This window comes from Vibrio harveyi NBRC 15634 = ATCC 14126 = KCTC 12724 (assembly GCF_001591145.1).
Classification (GTDB): domain Bacteria; phylum Pseudomonadota; class Gammaproteobacteria; order Enterobacterales; family Vibrionaceae; genus Vibrio; species Vibrio harveyi.
This window is the reverse complement of the sequence record NZ_BCUF01000079.1, coordinates 1-13267: the sequence shown is the minus strand read 5'-3', so window position 1 is coordinate 13267 and position 13267 is coordinate 1. Positions and strand designations below refer to the sequence as shown.

16 protein-coding genes are annotated in these 13267 nt (G+C 45.8%); 11 read left to right on the top strand and 5 right to left on the bottom strand.

All coding sequences use genetic code 11. The features are described from left to right. Window positions 1-441 precede the first annotated feature (441 nt). The 9 genes from fliD (at window position 442) to VHA02S_RS23620 (ending at window position 7063) form a co-directional block, all read left to right on the top strand. Window positions 442-1779: a flagellar filament capping protein FliD gene (gene fliD / locus VHA02S_RS23660; protein ID WP_005448675.1), complete on the top strand. Its 1338-nt coding sequence runs from the start codon at window positions 442-444 to the stop codon at window positions 1777-1779. Between the two features lie 19 nt (window positions 1780-1798). Continuing rightward, window positions 1799-2185: a flagellar export chaperone FliS gene (gene fliS / locus VHA02S_RS23655; RefSeq protein ID WP_005448674.1), complete on the top strand. Its 387-nt coding sequence runs from the start codon at window positions 1799-1801 to the stop codon at window positions 2183-2185. After that, entirely contained in the window at window positions 2169-2489 is a 321-nt protein-coding gene (locus VHA02S_RS23650) for a hypothetical protein (protein ID WP_005448673.1), read from the top strand. Before fliS ends, VHA02S_RS23650 begins: the two co-directional genes overlap by 17 nt. Continuing rightward, on the top strand, window positions 2486-3553 hold the full coding sequence (locus VHA02S_RS23645) for a flagellar hook-length control protein FliK (RefSeq protein WP_017817317.1): 1068 nt from the start codon (window positions 2486-2488) through the stop codon (window positions 3551-3553). Before VHA02S_RS23650 ends, VHA02S_RS23645 begins: the two co-directional genes overlap by 4 nt. Window positions 3554-3575: 22 nt before the next feature. Beyond that, on the top strand, window positions 3576-4085 hold the full coding sequence (locus VHA02S_RS23640) for a flagellar basal body-associated FliL family protein (protein ID WP_005448671.1): 510 nt from the start codon (window positions 3576-3578) through the stop codon (window positions 4083-4085). A 12-nt stretch (window positions 4086-4097) separates the two neighbouring features. Beyond that, on the top strand, window positions 4098-4826 hold the full coding sequence (locus VHA02S_RS23635; protein WP_005448669.1) for a FliA/WhiG family RNA polymerase sigma factor: 729 nt from the start codon (window positions 4098-4100) through the stop codon (window positions 4824-4826). 10 nt (window positions 4827-4836) lie between these two features. Continuing rightward, window positions 4837-5694: a flagellar motor stator protein MotA gene (gene motA, locus VHA02S_RS23630; protein ID WP_038898763.1), complete on the top strand. Its 858-nt coding sequence runs from the start codon at window positions 4837-4839 to the stop codon at window positions 5692-5694. Beyond that, complete coding sequence (locus VHA02S_RS23625; RefSeq protein WP_005448665.1) at window positions 5694-6686, top strand: flagellar motor protein MotB; 993 nt, start codon at window positions 5694-5696, stop codon at window positions 6684-6686. The genes motA and VHA02S_RS23625 overlap by 1 nt, the downstream gene beginning before the upstream one ends. Window positions 6687-6775: 89 nt before the next feature. Further along, window positions 6776-7063 carry a hypothetical protein gene (locus VHA02S_RS23620; RefSeq protein ID WP_038898762.1) on the top strand — a complete coding sequence of 96 codons (288 nt, stop codon included), beginning with the start codon at window positions 6776-6778 and terminating at the stop codon, window positions 7061-7063. Between the two features lie 62 nt (window positions 7064-7125). Here the strand turns inward: VHA02S_RS23620 and VHA02S_RS23615 are convergent, their stop codons facing one another. The 5 genes from VHA02S_RS23615 to VHA02S_RS23595 all read right to left on the bottom strand — a co-directional run bounded on the left by VHA02S_RS23615 (window position 7126) and on the right by VHA02S_RS23595 (window position 11331). After that, window positions 7126-7698 (bottom strand): hypothetical protein, encoded by a 573-nt coding sequence (locus tag VHA02S_RS23615; protein WP_038898761.1) that lies wholly within the window; start codon window positions 7696-7698, stop codon window positions 7126-7128. Window positions 7699-7850: 152 nt separating this feature from the next. Beyond that, window positions 7851-9290 carry a pyridoxal phosphate-dependent decarboxylase family protein gene (locus VHA02S_RS23610; protein ID WP_038898764.1) on the bottom strand — a complete coding sequence of 480 codons (1440 nt, stop codon included), beginning with the start codon at window positions 9288-9290 and terminating at the stop codon, window positions 7851-7853. 131 nt (window positions 9291-9421) lie between these two features. After that, entirely contained in the window at window positions 9422-10423 is a 1002-nt protein-coding gene (locus VHA02S_RS23605; RefSeq protein WP_017188594.1) for a helix-turn-helix domain-containing protein, read from the bottom strand. 194 nt (window positions 10424-10617) lie between these two features. Beyond that, the gene (locus VHA02S_RS23600; protein ID WP_005448655.1) at window positions 10618-10995 is read right to left on the bottom strand and encodes a PH domain-containing protein; all 378 of its coding nucleotides are present in this window, start codon (window positions 10993-10995) and stop codon (window positions 10618-10620) included. A gap of 120 nt (window positions 10996-11115) precedes the next feature. Then, window positions 11116-11331: a TIGR02450 family Trp-rich protein gene (locus VHA02S_RS23595; RefSeq protein ID WP_005448652.1), complete on the bottom strand. Its 216-nt coding sequence runs from the start codon at window positions 11329-11331 to the stop codon at window positions 11116-11118. A gap of 183 nt (window positions 11332-11514) precedes the next feature. On the opposite strand from VHA02S_RS23595, the gene VHA02S_RS23590 reads away from it, so the two are divergent. Further along, entirely contained in the window at window positions 11515-12279 is a 765-nt protein-coding gene (locus tag VHA02S_RS23590; RefSeq protein ID WP_038898759.1) for a transporter substrate-binding domain-containing protein, read from the top strand. A gap of 136 nt (window positions 12280-12415) precedes the next feature. After that, on the top strand, window positions 12416-13213 hold the full coding sequence (locus VHA02S_RS23585; RefSeq protein WP_038898758.1) for a nucleotidyltransferase domain-containing protein: 798 nt from the start codon (window positions 12416-12418) through the stop codon (window positions 13211-13213). The last annotated feature ends 54 nt before the right edge of the window (window positions 13214-13267 follow it).

Here is a 13267-nt window from a genome sequence, read left to right as displayed (position 1 = left end):
GGTTACTTGGGTATAGCAACCACAAAAATTGCAGGGGCATAAGATAGCAAAAACAGTTCTCTTATTAGGGTCAGAAAAATCTGAAACACTTAGCAGTAAACCCCGAAATCCGCTCACTATGCGTACAGCCTCATAGCCTCGTTTTCTCCTCTCGATACCCAACTTATTCTCACTCAACCAAGCCTCTCAGGTTACTCGGGTATTGCGTTAAATCTTTGCCTATTTTTGGTCGCCTCTTCTATTTGGGAAACCCCAAGAGTATTCAGGGGAAGAGCGGAACCAACAGGTGGAAAATCCGCTTCCTCCCAACTACACAAAATCATCGTAATGCATTGTTTTATATAGACTTAAACATTAGGCACGCATCTTGCGATAGACAATTTATTAGTGGCACTGCGACAGCTCGCAGTGCCAACCACAGATGAGAGAGGGAGCGACCTCATGAGTTCGTTAGATCCAATAAGCATGGCAACCCAATTCGCCACGTTAGATGTTCAACCATTTCAGCAACGCTACAAGCTACAAACAGACAAGTATCAATCTCAATTAACGGCGTTGGGCAAAGTAGAAACCGCTCTGCGTGACTTCCGCACCGCCGTTAAAGAGATGAACAGCAGCACCAACAGCGTTATCAAAAACAAAGCTACGACATCTCAAGAAGGCTTTTTTACTGCTGACGCCGATGCTAAAGCTTTGGTGGGTAACTATCAGATCTTCGTTGAGCAAGTTGCAACCTCACACCAGATCTCTACGGGTATGCCTGCGAGCTTGGATGCATCGACAGAAATCCCTGCTGTGGGTTCTTTAGATTTCACCATCAACGGTGAAAGCATGAGCTTGGACTTATCAACCGTTGATAGCGACGGTGACGGTAAAGCAACCATGACCGAGCTGGTTAGTGCAATCAACAACGATGCCGATAACCCTGGCGTTAACGCCACACTTGTGCGTTCTAATGGTCAAACTCACTTCATGTTATCTAGCACCAAAACAGGTGTCGCAAACACAATCAATGTGAGTGCATCGGGTACTGGTGAAGCATGGTTTGAAAATGCTTTCACTAGCACGACTGAGATTAGTAAACCTCAAGACGCTGTCATTTGGCTTGGTGCAGAAAGCAGTGGTCTAAAGCTAACTAACGCAAGCAATACTTTTGAAGGCGTGATTGATGGTGTCGACCTCACAGTAACAAAAGCGCAAAAGTCAGGTGAAACACCGATTGCACTTGAAGTAGGCACAGATTCAGAAGGCACAAAAGAACAAGTTGATAAGTTCGTTGAAGCATATAACTCATTGATTTCAACGATCGACGAATACACCAAAACAGGCGGCGAAGATCAAGCACGTGGCGTACTTGCTAGTGATCCAACCATGCGCTCTATCGAAAGCCAAGTTACGAGCCTAGTTCGTGGTGAATACGGCGGCATGCGTTTGAGTGAAATCGGCATTACGTTAGACCGTTCAGGAAAAATGAAAGTCGATCAAACCAAGTTCAACGAAGCTCAAAAGAGCAACAGTGCCGCACTAGAATCCATCTTTAACGGCGATGGTGCACTTCTAGATTCACTGGATGACATGGCTGAACCTTTCCTGAAGTTCTCTTCTGGCACATTCAAATCTCGCAAAGATGCACTACAAGCCAACCTTGGACGCATCGAAGATAAGCAAACCACGTTAGAGCGCAAGTACGAGATGTCGTACAAACGCTACATCAAACAATTTACCCAAATGAACACGTTAATGACGCAAATGAACCAAACCCAGTCGTTGTTTGGTTAAGGCTTTAGGAGAACTACTCATGCTCATGGATTCCGGCTACGACTCGTACCAGCAAGTCGATCTTGATGCGCAAGCTGCATCAGCAAACCCACATCAGCTCGTTGTCATGTTAATCGACGGCTTACTCGATGAAGTTGAACGCATACGTGGTCACCTAGCTGCCAACCGACTTGCAGAAAAAGGCGCAAGTATTAACAAATGCATGAACATCCTCATTGGATTAAGCAGTGCTTTAGATGAAGAGAACGGCGGTGAAATTGCTGACAATTTACGCCAACTTTATGACTTCTGCCAAGTAGAGTTGTTCTACACCAGCGTACAAAACGACACATCACGTTTAGACAACGTTGAACGTGTCATGGGTAACATTCGAGAAGGTTGGATGAATTTTGGACAGCAAGCATAAAGTGTCGCCAGAGCGATTTCGCCACTTGTCAAAACTGATCCAAATCGCCACTAAAACGGCTGATTGGCGAGCTCTCAAGCGCTACGACTTACAGTTGCGAGAGCTGCTTATTAGCCACAAGCCATTCTTGAAAGATCCAAAACTGGCGCCGGAAATCCAACGAGCGAAAGCAGTGCACGCGAGTGCTTTTACTACGTTGGAAAAAGCCACCAGCGAGCTAGAGCAAGAAATGAGTTCGGTGAGTAACCAGCAAGAGCGAGCCATGGCGTATCAACTTGCAATGACCATGGAGCTAACACAATGATGGTAACCAATTCAATTTCTGGCGGTGTTGCTTCTCAGCCAACACAAGATGGAAAAGTAATGCAGGCACGATCCGAGCAAGGGTTTTCTGCATCATCTTCTCAAACTCAGCAAGAAGCGCTATCCGGTCACGTTCCTGTACCCGGCTTTCGTTTGAATGCACAAGCGTTGCCTAAAGCGCCTGCCGATACAGAAACAACCGAGCAAGGTTCAAGTTCTGAAGATGCCCCGGTGGATGCCCTACTCAGTTCTCAAGCTCCAGCGACACCAGCCAATTTAGCAGCTCAAGCACAAGCTCTGATGCAAGGCATGGTGAAAGCAGCCGGCAAACAAGGCGAATCTGGTCAAGTTACGACCAAAGCGATAAATGGCTCAACGCAAGCAACCAGTACGGCAACTCAACCACACTCTACACTGGGAGCGGCGACGCCAACGTCAGAGAATCAAAGCATAGCTAAAGCTAGCGCCACAAATCAGGTCAAAGTATCTGCAGCAGATTTGCAAACACTCCTTAACCAGCCAGTTCAGGGACAGCCTTTGACGGCTAATGCGCAAGTGCAGTCACCGACAGCTCATGCGGCGCACACCAATCCTACGACGCCGCTCGCAGCAACCCAAGCTCAGGGGTCGGAATGGGCGGCAGTTCGTGTCGATACCAGTTCTGGTAAATGGGGTGAGCAGATGATGCAAGTACTTCAAGACCGCGTGACGTTGCAAGCACAACAGAACCTGCAAGAAGCCAAGATTCGTCTCGATCCGCCAGAACTCGGTAAGTTGGATCTATTGGTTCGTGTCGAGGGAGATCGCTTAAGCGTACAAATCAACGCTAATAGCGCCGTAACACGCGAAGCATTGATGCAAGTTTCAGAACGCTTAAGAACGGAACTGCAAGAGCAAAACTTCGTTCATGTCGATGTCAATGTCGGCTCGGATCAAGGTCAAGAGCGACACGCGCATGATGGCAACCAAGAAGAGGCATCTATCTTTGCCGCTCGCGAATCCAACACCTTTCAATCTAATACAACAACAAACTATTCAGAGCATTGGCTAAACACTCAAGCCTAATGAATCACCGAGGAAAAAGGTTATGACCAAACAACAAATGATCGCCCTGTTTATCGCCATGATCATCACCAGTGCCCTCGTTTCCGGAGTCACTGTGATTGGTGGTATTTGGTATCTAAACAAAAGCGCACAGTCAGTATCATCGGCGTCCAGTTTCAACGATTATTTAGAGGACTCCCCACTGGCTTTTCTAGCGGTCGAGCAACCAACGAGTAAAGGACCAAGCTTCCATCCGTTGGAGAGAGTGGTATTGACTATCAAAGGTAAAAAACAAACGCACTTTGTAATGTTAGAGCTAGCCTTAGAAACACGTCGCCCTGAACGCATCAAAAGCATCGATGACTACATGCCTATGGTGCAGAACTCATTGCTTAAGCTATTCAGCGATAAAACATTCGATGAGCTACAACAAACAGGTGCTATCGACACTTTGCAAAGTGAGGTGAAAGAAACCTTGCTACTGGCATTCGCAAAAACTGACATCGTGCGTGATATCGATGATGTTCTGCTAACCAAATACGTTGTGCAATAACGGGGCACAACTATGTTGGAGATGAACTTACAGGAAAGTTATACCGAGACGGAGGAAGTAAACACGCCGTCTCGCCCGATTGACGAGAATGCACTATTGCAGCGTCATCAGATCATGGTCAAACGTGTTGTGAACCAACTGCGTGTTCATGCAACGTCTCATTGCAGCATCGAAGATATGCAACAAATTGGTCTGATTGCTCTTGTTGAAGCGGGTCGTCGTTACGGGGATGTGGAAGATCCACACTTCCCTGCTTTCGCCGTTTGTCGTGTTCGTGGTGCCATTCTCGATGAGCTACGCCGATTGGATTGGCGATCGCGCAAGACACGTCAGCAAGCGCATGAGTTGAACGACGTGACCCGAGATCTCACTCGTGCTCTTGGCAGAATGCCAACCGATGCCGAGATCATCAAAGCCCTCGGCACCGATGAGAAAGATTACTACAACCGTCAAAACGCGGCGCTTGCAGGCGAAATGCAAAGTCTCGATCAGTTGATGGAAAGCGGTAATGACAGCCACTTTGGTGGTCAATATGACGGTATGGAACATGAACATATACGTCGTAGCTTAGACAGTGCTCTTGGCAAAATGCCAAAACGAGACCAACTGTTGCTGACCTTGTTTTACCAACACGAACTCAACCTACATGAAATCGCGCTCGTGCTCGACCTGACACCACCTCGCATCTGTCAGTTGCACAAACAAGCGCTTAAACAACTTAACCAATTAATGTCCTCTTAGGAGTCACGAGATGCAAAAGTTTTTTGGAGCCATTACTGTCCTGTTGTGTGTCTTCGGCGGATACATGTGGGCAGGCGGTAATCTGGGTGCAATCTGGCAGCCCGCTGAATTTATGATCATCATTGGTGCCGCTGCTGGCTCACTGATCATCGGTAACCCTCCGCAAGTCTTGAAAGAAATGCGTCAGCAATTGCGCGCAACCATTTCAGGTCCTGACGAAGAATATGAATACTACATGGAGTTAATGGCGCTGCTTAACAATCTACTAGAGACTGCTCGCAGCCGTGGTTTTAAGTTTCTCGATTCACATATTGAATCACCAGAACAGAGCTCTATGTTCCTCGCTTATCCAAAAGTAAGTGACGACCATCGTCTTATTTCTTTCATTACTGATAATTTACGTTTAATGGCAATGGGACAAATGTCGCCTCATGAATTAGAGGGACTGTTAGAACAAGAAATCGAAGCAATTCAAACCGAAATGCTGTTGCCATCGCGCTCTATGCAACGCACGGCAGAAGCACTTCCTGGGTTCGGTATTCTTGCTGCAGTTGGTGGCATCATCATTACTATGCAAGCCATTGACGGTTCGATTGCCCTAATCGGTTATCACGTTGCTGCTGCCCTCGTCGGTACATTCATTGGTATTTTTGGTTGTTACTGTTGTTTAGATCCACTCAGTAACGCCATGGCTCAGCGAGTGAAACGAAACATGACGGCTTTCGAATGTGTGCGCGCCACTTTGGTCGCTTACGTTGCGAAAAAGCCAACATTGCTCGCTATCAATGCTGGTCGTAAACACATTCAGTTAGACATCAAACCTACTTTCAACCAAATGGAGAAGTGGCTATCTGAACAGGAGGGATAATGCAAAAACAAGAGCATGTGGTGTTCAAACGCGTCAAAGCACACAACCATGATGAGTTTCATGGTGGCGCGTGGAAGGTCGCGTTTGCCGACTTTATGATCGCTTTGATGGCGCTGTTTCTTGTACTTTGGGTCATGCAGGTGGTCGACAAGGAAGAGCGCAAAGCCATTATGGCTCACCTTCATAGCTCGAGTGTCTTCGATAAGAGTTACGGTAACCCTTTCGATACCTCGCAAAGTATCTCTCCAATCGACTTGGCACAGGACTCTTCTGTGCCAAGTAAACACAACTCGAATCATGTCGTGAGCTCGTACTTCCAAGGTGATGGCGATGGTCCAGAAATCGACTCGCTGATCCCTGGTAACTTCGACACACAAGAGCAACTTGCTTTATTGGCGAAAGTCATCGATGAAGTGGTAGGTCAAATCAGCGCGCAAGGTAACGTCAACGTAACCATTACGCCACAAGGTCTACGTATCGCACTGCAAGATGATTACAAGCAGCACATGTTCAGTCGTGGTGGCGCGGAGTTGACCCCTTTCTTTGAAGATTTACTGCTTGCGCTTGCACCTGTATTTGAACGCATCAGCAACCCATTGATCATCAGTGGTCATACTGACTCTACACCTTTCAAAAAGCACTTTGGTCGACAATCAAACTGGGCATTGTCCGCGTCTCGTGCCGACGTTGCGAGAAAAACGCTTGTTGAGGGTGGCATGCCTGATGAGCGAGTCATGCAAGTCACGGGGATGTCCGATCGTGCGCTGCTTAACCCGGATGAACCAGATTCAAGCGAAAACCGCCGTATAGAGTTGTTTATTCTCACTACGCCCGCTGCTCAGGTTTTAGAAACCTTCTTCGGAGACCAGCAAGACAGTGAGCTAGAAAAAGCAAAACAGAAAGCGGAGTTTAACCAGCCAGTGATAAGACAAGAAGTGATTCGTTATTCTGTTGAATCTGACAATCAAAAAGCCAAGATTCAAGACCTCTAAACCCAAAAAGGTCACCAGTTTCATTCCTTCTGCGTGACCTTTTTTTTCCCCAATATCATGATTGCAGTAATTGTTTAGTTGAGTTCGATATGCCATTACCCGCGGCCAATAAGCCTAACAATGATTCGCTAAAGAAAGCGTTCCTTTGGCTAATCGTTTTTGATTATCTATTGCTGGGATTCTTTCTTACTCAGTTATCAAGTTTGAGCCTGAATAGCGGTACCATGATCAGTTTACTGCTCGTTGTTTACAACATCTTGCTGGTCTCATTCTGCTACCAGCGCACCAGCAATCATGACTCCTACATCATCTACCCAGTGTTATCTGCAACCTTGTTGGCGTTTGTCTTCTTCCTGTATTTTTTCTTTTTGGTATGAACTCGGGGGGCTATTGTCTCACGAGTTTTCGCCCTCTTAATCGCAGCATCGCCAACGGAATATCAACCGAGTGGCACCATTTGTACGTTTTTAATCGCGTGGCTTTTTAGCGGAGTCGCACAATCAGTGATCGTTCCAACCTCAATCCGACTTGTTTTCGAATAGACCGCAAGCACGTCAATACAAGCTTCTTCATGTTCTACTTGCGAAGGATTGGCACGGATAAAATCACGAATTTTGTCCACATAAATGGGATGCTCTGAGTACAAGCTCGCGAGCTTTTTTCTACCAATATACGTATGTTGATTTGCGTCTCCGATTGGGAATAACACGCCTTTATGTCCCCGCTCTAAATGGTAATTACAGTTGTTGCAGCTCTTCACCTGAGCGAGAGTTAACGTATTTTCTTCATCCTTGAAAACTTTGATATTGGTTTGGGTTTGATTAAGAGCAGCGCTACTTTTTGTGTCGGCTTTTGAATATTCAATCTGTCCGACCAAGCTGGCTTTTTTACTGACTAAGAATGCCGTATCAACCCCTGAGGCACTAACAAGATGACTGTCGACGGGCTTAGCGCTCGAGCATCCATTGAGAATAGCTAGTCCAAATAGAAGAGTGAATAGATTTGATTTCATATCTGAATCCTTATTGAATGGGATAAGTGATACAAAAAGAATAAGTAAACCCATACAGGATTAATTGTCATTACATGCCTAAGTACATTGAGCAGACATAAAAAAGCCCAGTATAAAACTGGGCTTATATTCAATTTTTGCGCTCGAAGACGTTACTCAGCATCCATGCGTTGCTTCTCTTGCACATATGCTTTTACGATTTTCTCTGCGGATAAGTCGATATCTTCAAGAGAAGTGTGACAACTTAGCACTGAGAACAACATGGTTTTCAGCCCTTTGTAACCCGAAGTAGAAGGGTAAAGCGTTCCTTCTTGCTGTAGTCGATGGACCACGCGTGCTGTCAGTTCGTTACGATACGCCTCATCCCCTTCACCAAACTGTGCGGAGAAACGGTTGGACACAACATCATTCAAAATAGTAATGCCATCTACCGTTGAAAGCCTTTCTGCCATATGCTGTGCAAGCGAAGTACAACGATTAACATGCTCTTCAATGCCCTGTTTGCCAAGCGATTTAAACGCAGCGTAGACAGGTACACCACGTGCACGACGCGAAGCACCAATGCCAAAATTAATGGCATTACGATCTGGTTTATCCATCGCATCGTTCAGGTAATCCCCCATATTGCTGCCTCCCATCGCTTGGGCCAGCAAACCTGCATCCTTCACAATGACCATGCCCGAGTCATAAGGCATGTTGAACCACTTATGACCATCCGTATCGATGGAATCGACTCTTTCAATACCATCAAGAAGGTAACGATGTGTTGCACTTGCAGCCGCCCACAAACCAATCGCACCATCAACGTGTAACCATGCATTGCCATGCGCAGCGACAGCGTCAGCAAGCGCGTGGAAAGGATCGAAAGCGCCAGAGTCGATACAGCCCGCTTGCGCACAAACTAAAGTTGGTCCTTCAAGTGCGGTGATCGTTTCCATTAAGTTGTCTGGAATAATGCGTAAGTTGTTGTCTGTCGGTACCTTAACAATGTTTTCCAAACCAATACCGATCATTGAAAGAGCACGCTTAATCGTTGAGTGAATTTGATCACTTACAACCACATTAATGCGCGGCGCACCATACATACCTTGAACAGCCACGTCCCAACCTGCACGTTGCAATAGCGCATTACGAGCAGTGATAAGGCTGGTGTAAATTGCCTCTTGCGCGCCAGAAGTAAAGCCAATGCCAGAGTTAGGCGCTAAACCGAGTAGTTGAGTCATCCATTCAGCGGCCGTCTCTTCAACCACTGATAACGCAGGGCTAGCAACGTAATACGGCACGTTTTGGTCCCACGCGCTTACTAGCCAATCTGCCGCTAATGATGCAGGGAAAGAACTACCAATTGCATAACCAAAGAAACGAGGGCCACCTGTTGCAATCAGACCGGCATCGACGCTCTTAACCATCTCATCAATCACCGCAGATGGATCCGTTGGCTTAGTTGGCAGCGCACCACCAATCGCTTTTCTCAGTTCCTGGGATGTCACACATTTGTCGACAGGTCGTTCATTTAATGACTCTAAGTACTCGACGGCGTGCTCGAAGGATTGGGTAAGCGGTGAACGGTACTCATGGAATCGATGGGACATTTTCGTTTCTCTCTCTTTAGTTTCGATGCCCTTCATCTTATTGATTGAGAGAAATATAAATTGTCATCCTGTGCCACAAGGTGGAATTGATGACCCTGAGTGAAAAGCACATTAGCGCCACACCCCAAACCTCAAGTTTTGCGGTAAGCAGAAGGCGTCATGCCTATTTTCCGACGAATAAAACGAGTGAAATTGGCGGTATCGGCATAGCCCAAGGATGCTGCAATGGTCGTGATAGAAAGAGTGGAGTTTTTGAGCAGAGATAAACTGCGCTCCAGCAGCAATGATTCCATCACTTGGCTGTACGTCACCTCACAATCATGCAGACGTCGCTGTAACGTTCGTTTATGAATACCCAAAATTTGAGCCGCTTCCAAAATGGAAAATCGCCCAAAAGAAATATAGGGAAGAATCGCAAAACCAAACGAGGAAACAAACGAGGTTGGCACTTCACTGAGATCGGTACTCCCATCAAATCGCCCTTTGTTCGGCATACAAATCGTCTTGTTTAACACGGCGTCATCAAGCTGGATACCCGTTGCCGCTCGGTTGGTGTAAAACTGCACATGCTTCAATTGTCGGCAATCAAAGAAGCGTTCCATATTGGTGCTCTTCACACTCACACTTACGGTTTGCTGCCGATAGTTTGCAAGTGCAGCAACCAGTTCATCCATAAAAATGAGACTAAACATCTCAGCATATTGATACCAAGGTTGGTTTTCCCCATCTTTGTACCTCGCAAACCATATGCGATCGTGGTATTGCTCCAAGCCAAGGCGTGTATTGTTCGAATATCGGCGCATCGAATGACAGAATACCTCAATGGCTTCAGCGACCGTCATTGTCGGCGTAAGGGCTAACTGTGCTAACACTTTGGGCACATACAAATCGCGACACAAGGTCCAAATGGTGTGAATAAATTCGTCGGTAGGGCAAGACTCTCCGAACGCTAAAAGCAGATTTCTAAGTATGGTTTCGGGCAGAAACTCAACGTCTGACATTTGAATATCTTCAGGGGCTTTGCTTACTTTAATAAGCTGATGCACATCGATATTACTGTTGTCGAAAAGCGCTGCCAGATCGTGAACCCACTCTGTTCGAACAAGAGGAACGCCCTCAAATACAACCGTCATTCTCTTCCCTTTGCAATCATTCAAAAAGCCGAAAGGTAAAGAAAACACCATCGCTTGTCTTGTCATTTGGCGACAGCGCAGTGATTCAAACAGCAAACTTATCTACCCGTTCTTAATATACCCAAATACAAGAACAAAAAAGGAAGCATATTTGCTTCCTTGTTGTTTATCTGTAGATACGGCATTGAGGCACATTAAGCCAGCACATACTCGCTTATCATCTTGTTGAATGAGATTAGGTCGAACGAGCCTTTTATCTCAAAGCGCACTCGCCCAACCTCACTGAGAAAGAACTCAATTTCACAGTCTAAATCGAACGTGCCTGATGTCTCAATCGAGAAAGCATTTATCTTGCTATAAGGAAGCGACGTGTAATCCACTTTTGAGCCAGTGATACCCTGAACGTTAGCAGCGATAACACGCTTGTTGGTGAACACCACTTGGTCACGGACGGTTTTAAAGCCAGCAAAAACGGTCTCACCGTCAATTAAGAACTTGTGAAAATCGTCGCGAACTTTAGAGACTTCTATTGGCTTAAGCTTGAATACCGAGGAACTGTCAAAATCGATCATGGCATTACCTTGTGTTTGAATAAGTAGAGTGACGACTCCATTAATAGCAAAGTCTCTACAACGAACCTACTCATATTCATCACTTTTCTAACTCCATCTCGTTTTTGGGTTTCCAACGGCTTATTTCCATCCTTGTCGCCACTGCTGTGTATCTTTTAGATCATGCCAATCTAATTCACGCTCTCGCTTGGTCATAACCGCCTCAATCACACACCTCACGACATTGCCCTCTTCATCAAACTCCATTTCTGAAATGATAAAGTGCTTTTCTTTATTTACGGGTTGTGCCGCCGTCCATTTACTACGAAGCAATTTCTTAGGATGAATCCGATTCATAACGCCCTGCCATTCATACAAAAAACCTTTCTCTTCTTACGTATAAAGAGACAAATGCAATCACTTTCAAGACAAGAAATTATTTTTGAAAAATTACGCTTTTTTCGATTGGTTTGATCTGTTTTTGCTGCGGTTCCTGTTAGTTTGAAAATTCGTTCAAACACAACAAATCAGACAACAACAATGAAAAAAACAGCATTATTACTTGCTTCTGTAACACTAGCAGTTTCTGGCGTCGCTCAAGCCGACAAGCTAGAAGACATTCAAAAATCAGGAACATTGCGTGTCGGTACAACTGGCGATTACAAACCCTTTTCTTACTATGACGGCAAAAGTTACTCTGGTTACGATATTGATGTCGCGAAACACATCGCCGAGCAGTTAGGCGTAGAGCTAAAGCTGGTTCGTACTACTTGGAAAGACCTGCTGACAGACCTTAACCAAGACAAATATGACATCGCTATGGGCGGTATTACACGTAAGATGCAACGTCAATTGAATGCAGAACAAACTCAGGGTTATATGACGTTTGGCAAGTGTTTCTTGGTCGCAAAAGGCAAAGCCGAGCAATACAACACGTTGGATAAAGTAAACCAAGCATCCGTTCGTGTAGGCGTTAACATCGGTGGCACCAACGAGAAATTCGCCGATGCAAATCTGCAAGGTGCCAGCTTTACTCGTTTCGAAAATAACTTAGATGTGCCGAAAGCTGTCGCTACGGGCAAAGTGGATGTGATGGTTACCGAGACACCTGAAGGTCTATTCTATCAAGTCACCGATGAGCGTTTAGAAGCCGCACGCTGTGAAGACCCGTTCACCAAAGGTCAATTTGGTTACCTTATCCCGAAAGGCGAACAGCGCTTATTGAATACGGTGAATTTCATCATGGACGACATGAAGCTCAAAGGCATTGATGATCAATTTATGCACCACAACTCACTGAAGTAATTTATTAGCCGGCTTTTCTAAGCCGGTTTTTCTTGCTTCTTTTAGCACTTAACGCCATATTGTAATGCTGCGCTAATTTTACCGCACTAACCATCTCCTGATGGTTCTAATATCAACCATGATTAATAGGTAAAATATGAAATTCTCAAGCACGCTCCCTCAAGCTCATGAACAGCTTCTAAAAAAGATTCTTGCGGTATTTACTGCCGACCAACGCATCCTCGGCATTGGAGCGAGTGGCTCTTATGCTTCTGATTCAATGGATAAATACAGTGATTTGGACTTGGTTATCGCCATCAACCCTGATGATGTAGAATCGGTGATGACAGAACGCTTTGCACTTATCGACAAGGTAGAAGGACAAGTCGCGGCGTTCACTGGTGAGCACGTGGGAGAACCAAGGTTGGTCATCGCGATTTACGCACCTGATGCCATTCACGTTGATTTCAAATTTGTCGCACTGCAGGATGCAGCAGTACGCGTGGATCATACAAAAGTACTTTGGGAGCGCGATGGTCAATTATCGCAAGTCTTCACCACTTCGCAGCCCCATTACCCTCAACCAGATCCGCAATGGATTGAAGACCGCTTTTGGATTTGGGTCCATTATGGCGCGACCAAAATTGCGCGTGGTGAGTATTTTGAAGCAGCTGAGTTCTTGTCTTTCCTTCGTTCGGTTGCCATATCACCACTGGCTTTACAGCAACAAGGATTAACCCCTTCAGGTGTAAGGAAGATTGAATCCCGTTTGCCTGAGTTTAGTGAACAGTTAAAGCAGACCGTTGCGATGCCAGAACGCGACGCCCTTATTCCCGCATTCCAAAAGATCATTGAACTCTACTTAGCATTGCGAGAAAACGAGCAGGTCAGTATCAAACCACAAGCCCAACAGCTTTGTATGGATTATTTTACCCAAGAGCTAATGGGTAAGTAGAAACAGTAAAGGGGATAGTCATATCCCCTTTTTGTTGTACCCTCACGCTGTGCT

Excerpts from the sequence above, each read along its gene's own strand:
- VHA02S_RS23635 (WP_005448669.1), top strand. The coding sequence starts at position 4,098 with ATGTTGGAGATGAACTTACAGGAAAGTTATACCGAGACGGAGGAAGTA.
- VHA02S_RS23640 (WP_005448671.1), top strand. The coding sequence starts at position 3,576 with ATGACCAAACAACAAATGATCGCCCTGTTTATCGCCATGATCATCACC.
- VHA02S_RS23605 (WP_017188594.1), bottom strand. The coding sequence starts at position 10,423 with ATGACGGTTGTATTTGAGGGCGTTCCTCTTGTTCGAACAGAGTGGGTT.
- VHA02S_RS23610 (WP_038898764.1), bottom strand. The coding sequence starts at position 9,290 with ATGTCCCATCGATTCCATGAGTACCGTTCACCGCTTACCCAATCCTTC.
- VHA02S_RS23620 (WP_038898762.1), top strand. The coding sequence starts at position 6,776 with ATGCCATTACCCGCGGCCAATAAGCCTAACAATGATTCGCTAAAGAAA.
- VHA02S_RS23645 (WP_017817317.1), top strand. The coding sequence starts at position 2,486 with ATGATGGTAACCAATTCAATTTCTGGCGGTGTTGCTTCTCAGCCAACA.
- VHA02S_RS23585 (WP_038898758.1), top strand. The coding sequence starts at position 12,416 with ATGAAATTCTCAAGCACGCTCCCTCAAGCTCATGAACAGCTTCTAAAA.
- VHA02S_RS23590 (WP_038898759.1), top strand. The coding sequence starts at position 11,515 with ATGAAAAAAACAGCATTATTACTTGCTTCTGTAACACTAGCAGTTTCT.
- VHA02S_RS23615 (WP_038898761.1), bottom strand. The coding sequence starts at position 7,698 with ATGAAATCAAATCTATTCACTCTTCTATTTGGACTAGCTATTCTCAAT.
- motA (WP_038898763.1), top strand. The coding sequence starts at position 4,837 with ATGCAAAAGTTTTTTGGAGCCATTACTGTCCTGTTGTGTGTCTTCGGC.
- fliD (WP_005448675.1), top strand. The coding sequence starts at position 442 with ATGAGTTCGTTAGATCCAATAAGCATGGCAACCCAATTCGCCACGTTA.
- VHA02S_RS23600 (WP_005448655.1), bottom strand. The coding sequence starts at position 10,995 with ATGATCGATTTTGACAGTTCCTCGGTATTCAAGCTTAAGCCAATAGAA.
- VHA02S_RS23595 (WP_005448652.1), bottom strand. The coding sequence starts at position 11,331 with ATGAATCGGATTCATCCTAAGAAATTGCTTCGTAGTAAATGGACGGCG.
- fliS (WP_005448674.1), top strand. The coding sequence starts at position 1,799 with ATGCTCATGGATTCCGGCTACGACTCGTACCAGCAAGTCGATCTTGAT.
- VHA02S_RS23625 (WP_005448665.1), top strand. The coding sequence starts at position 5,694 with ATGCAAAAACAAGAGCATGTGGTGTTCAAACGCGTCAAAGCACACAAC.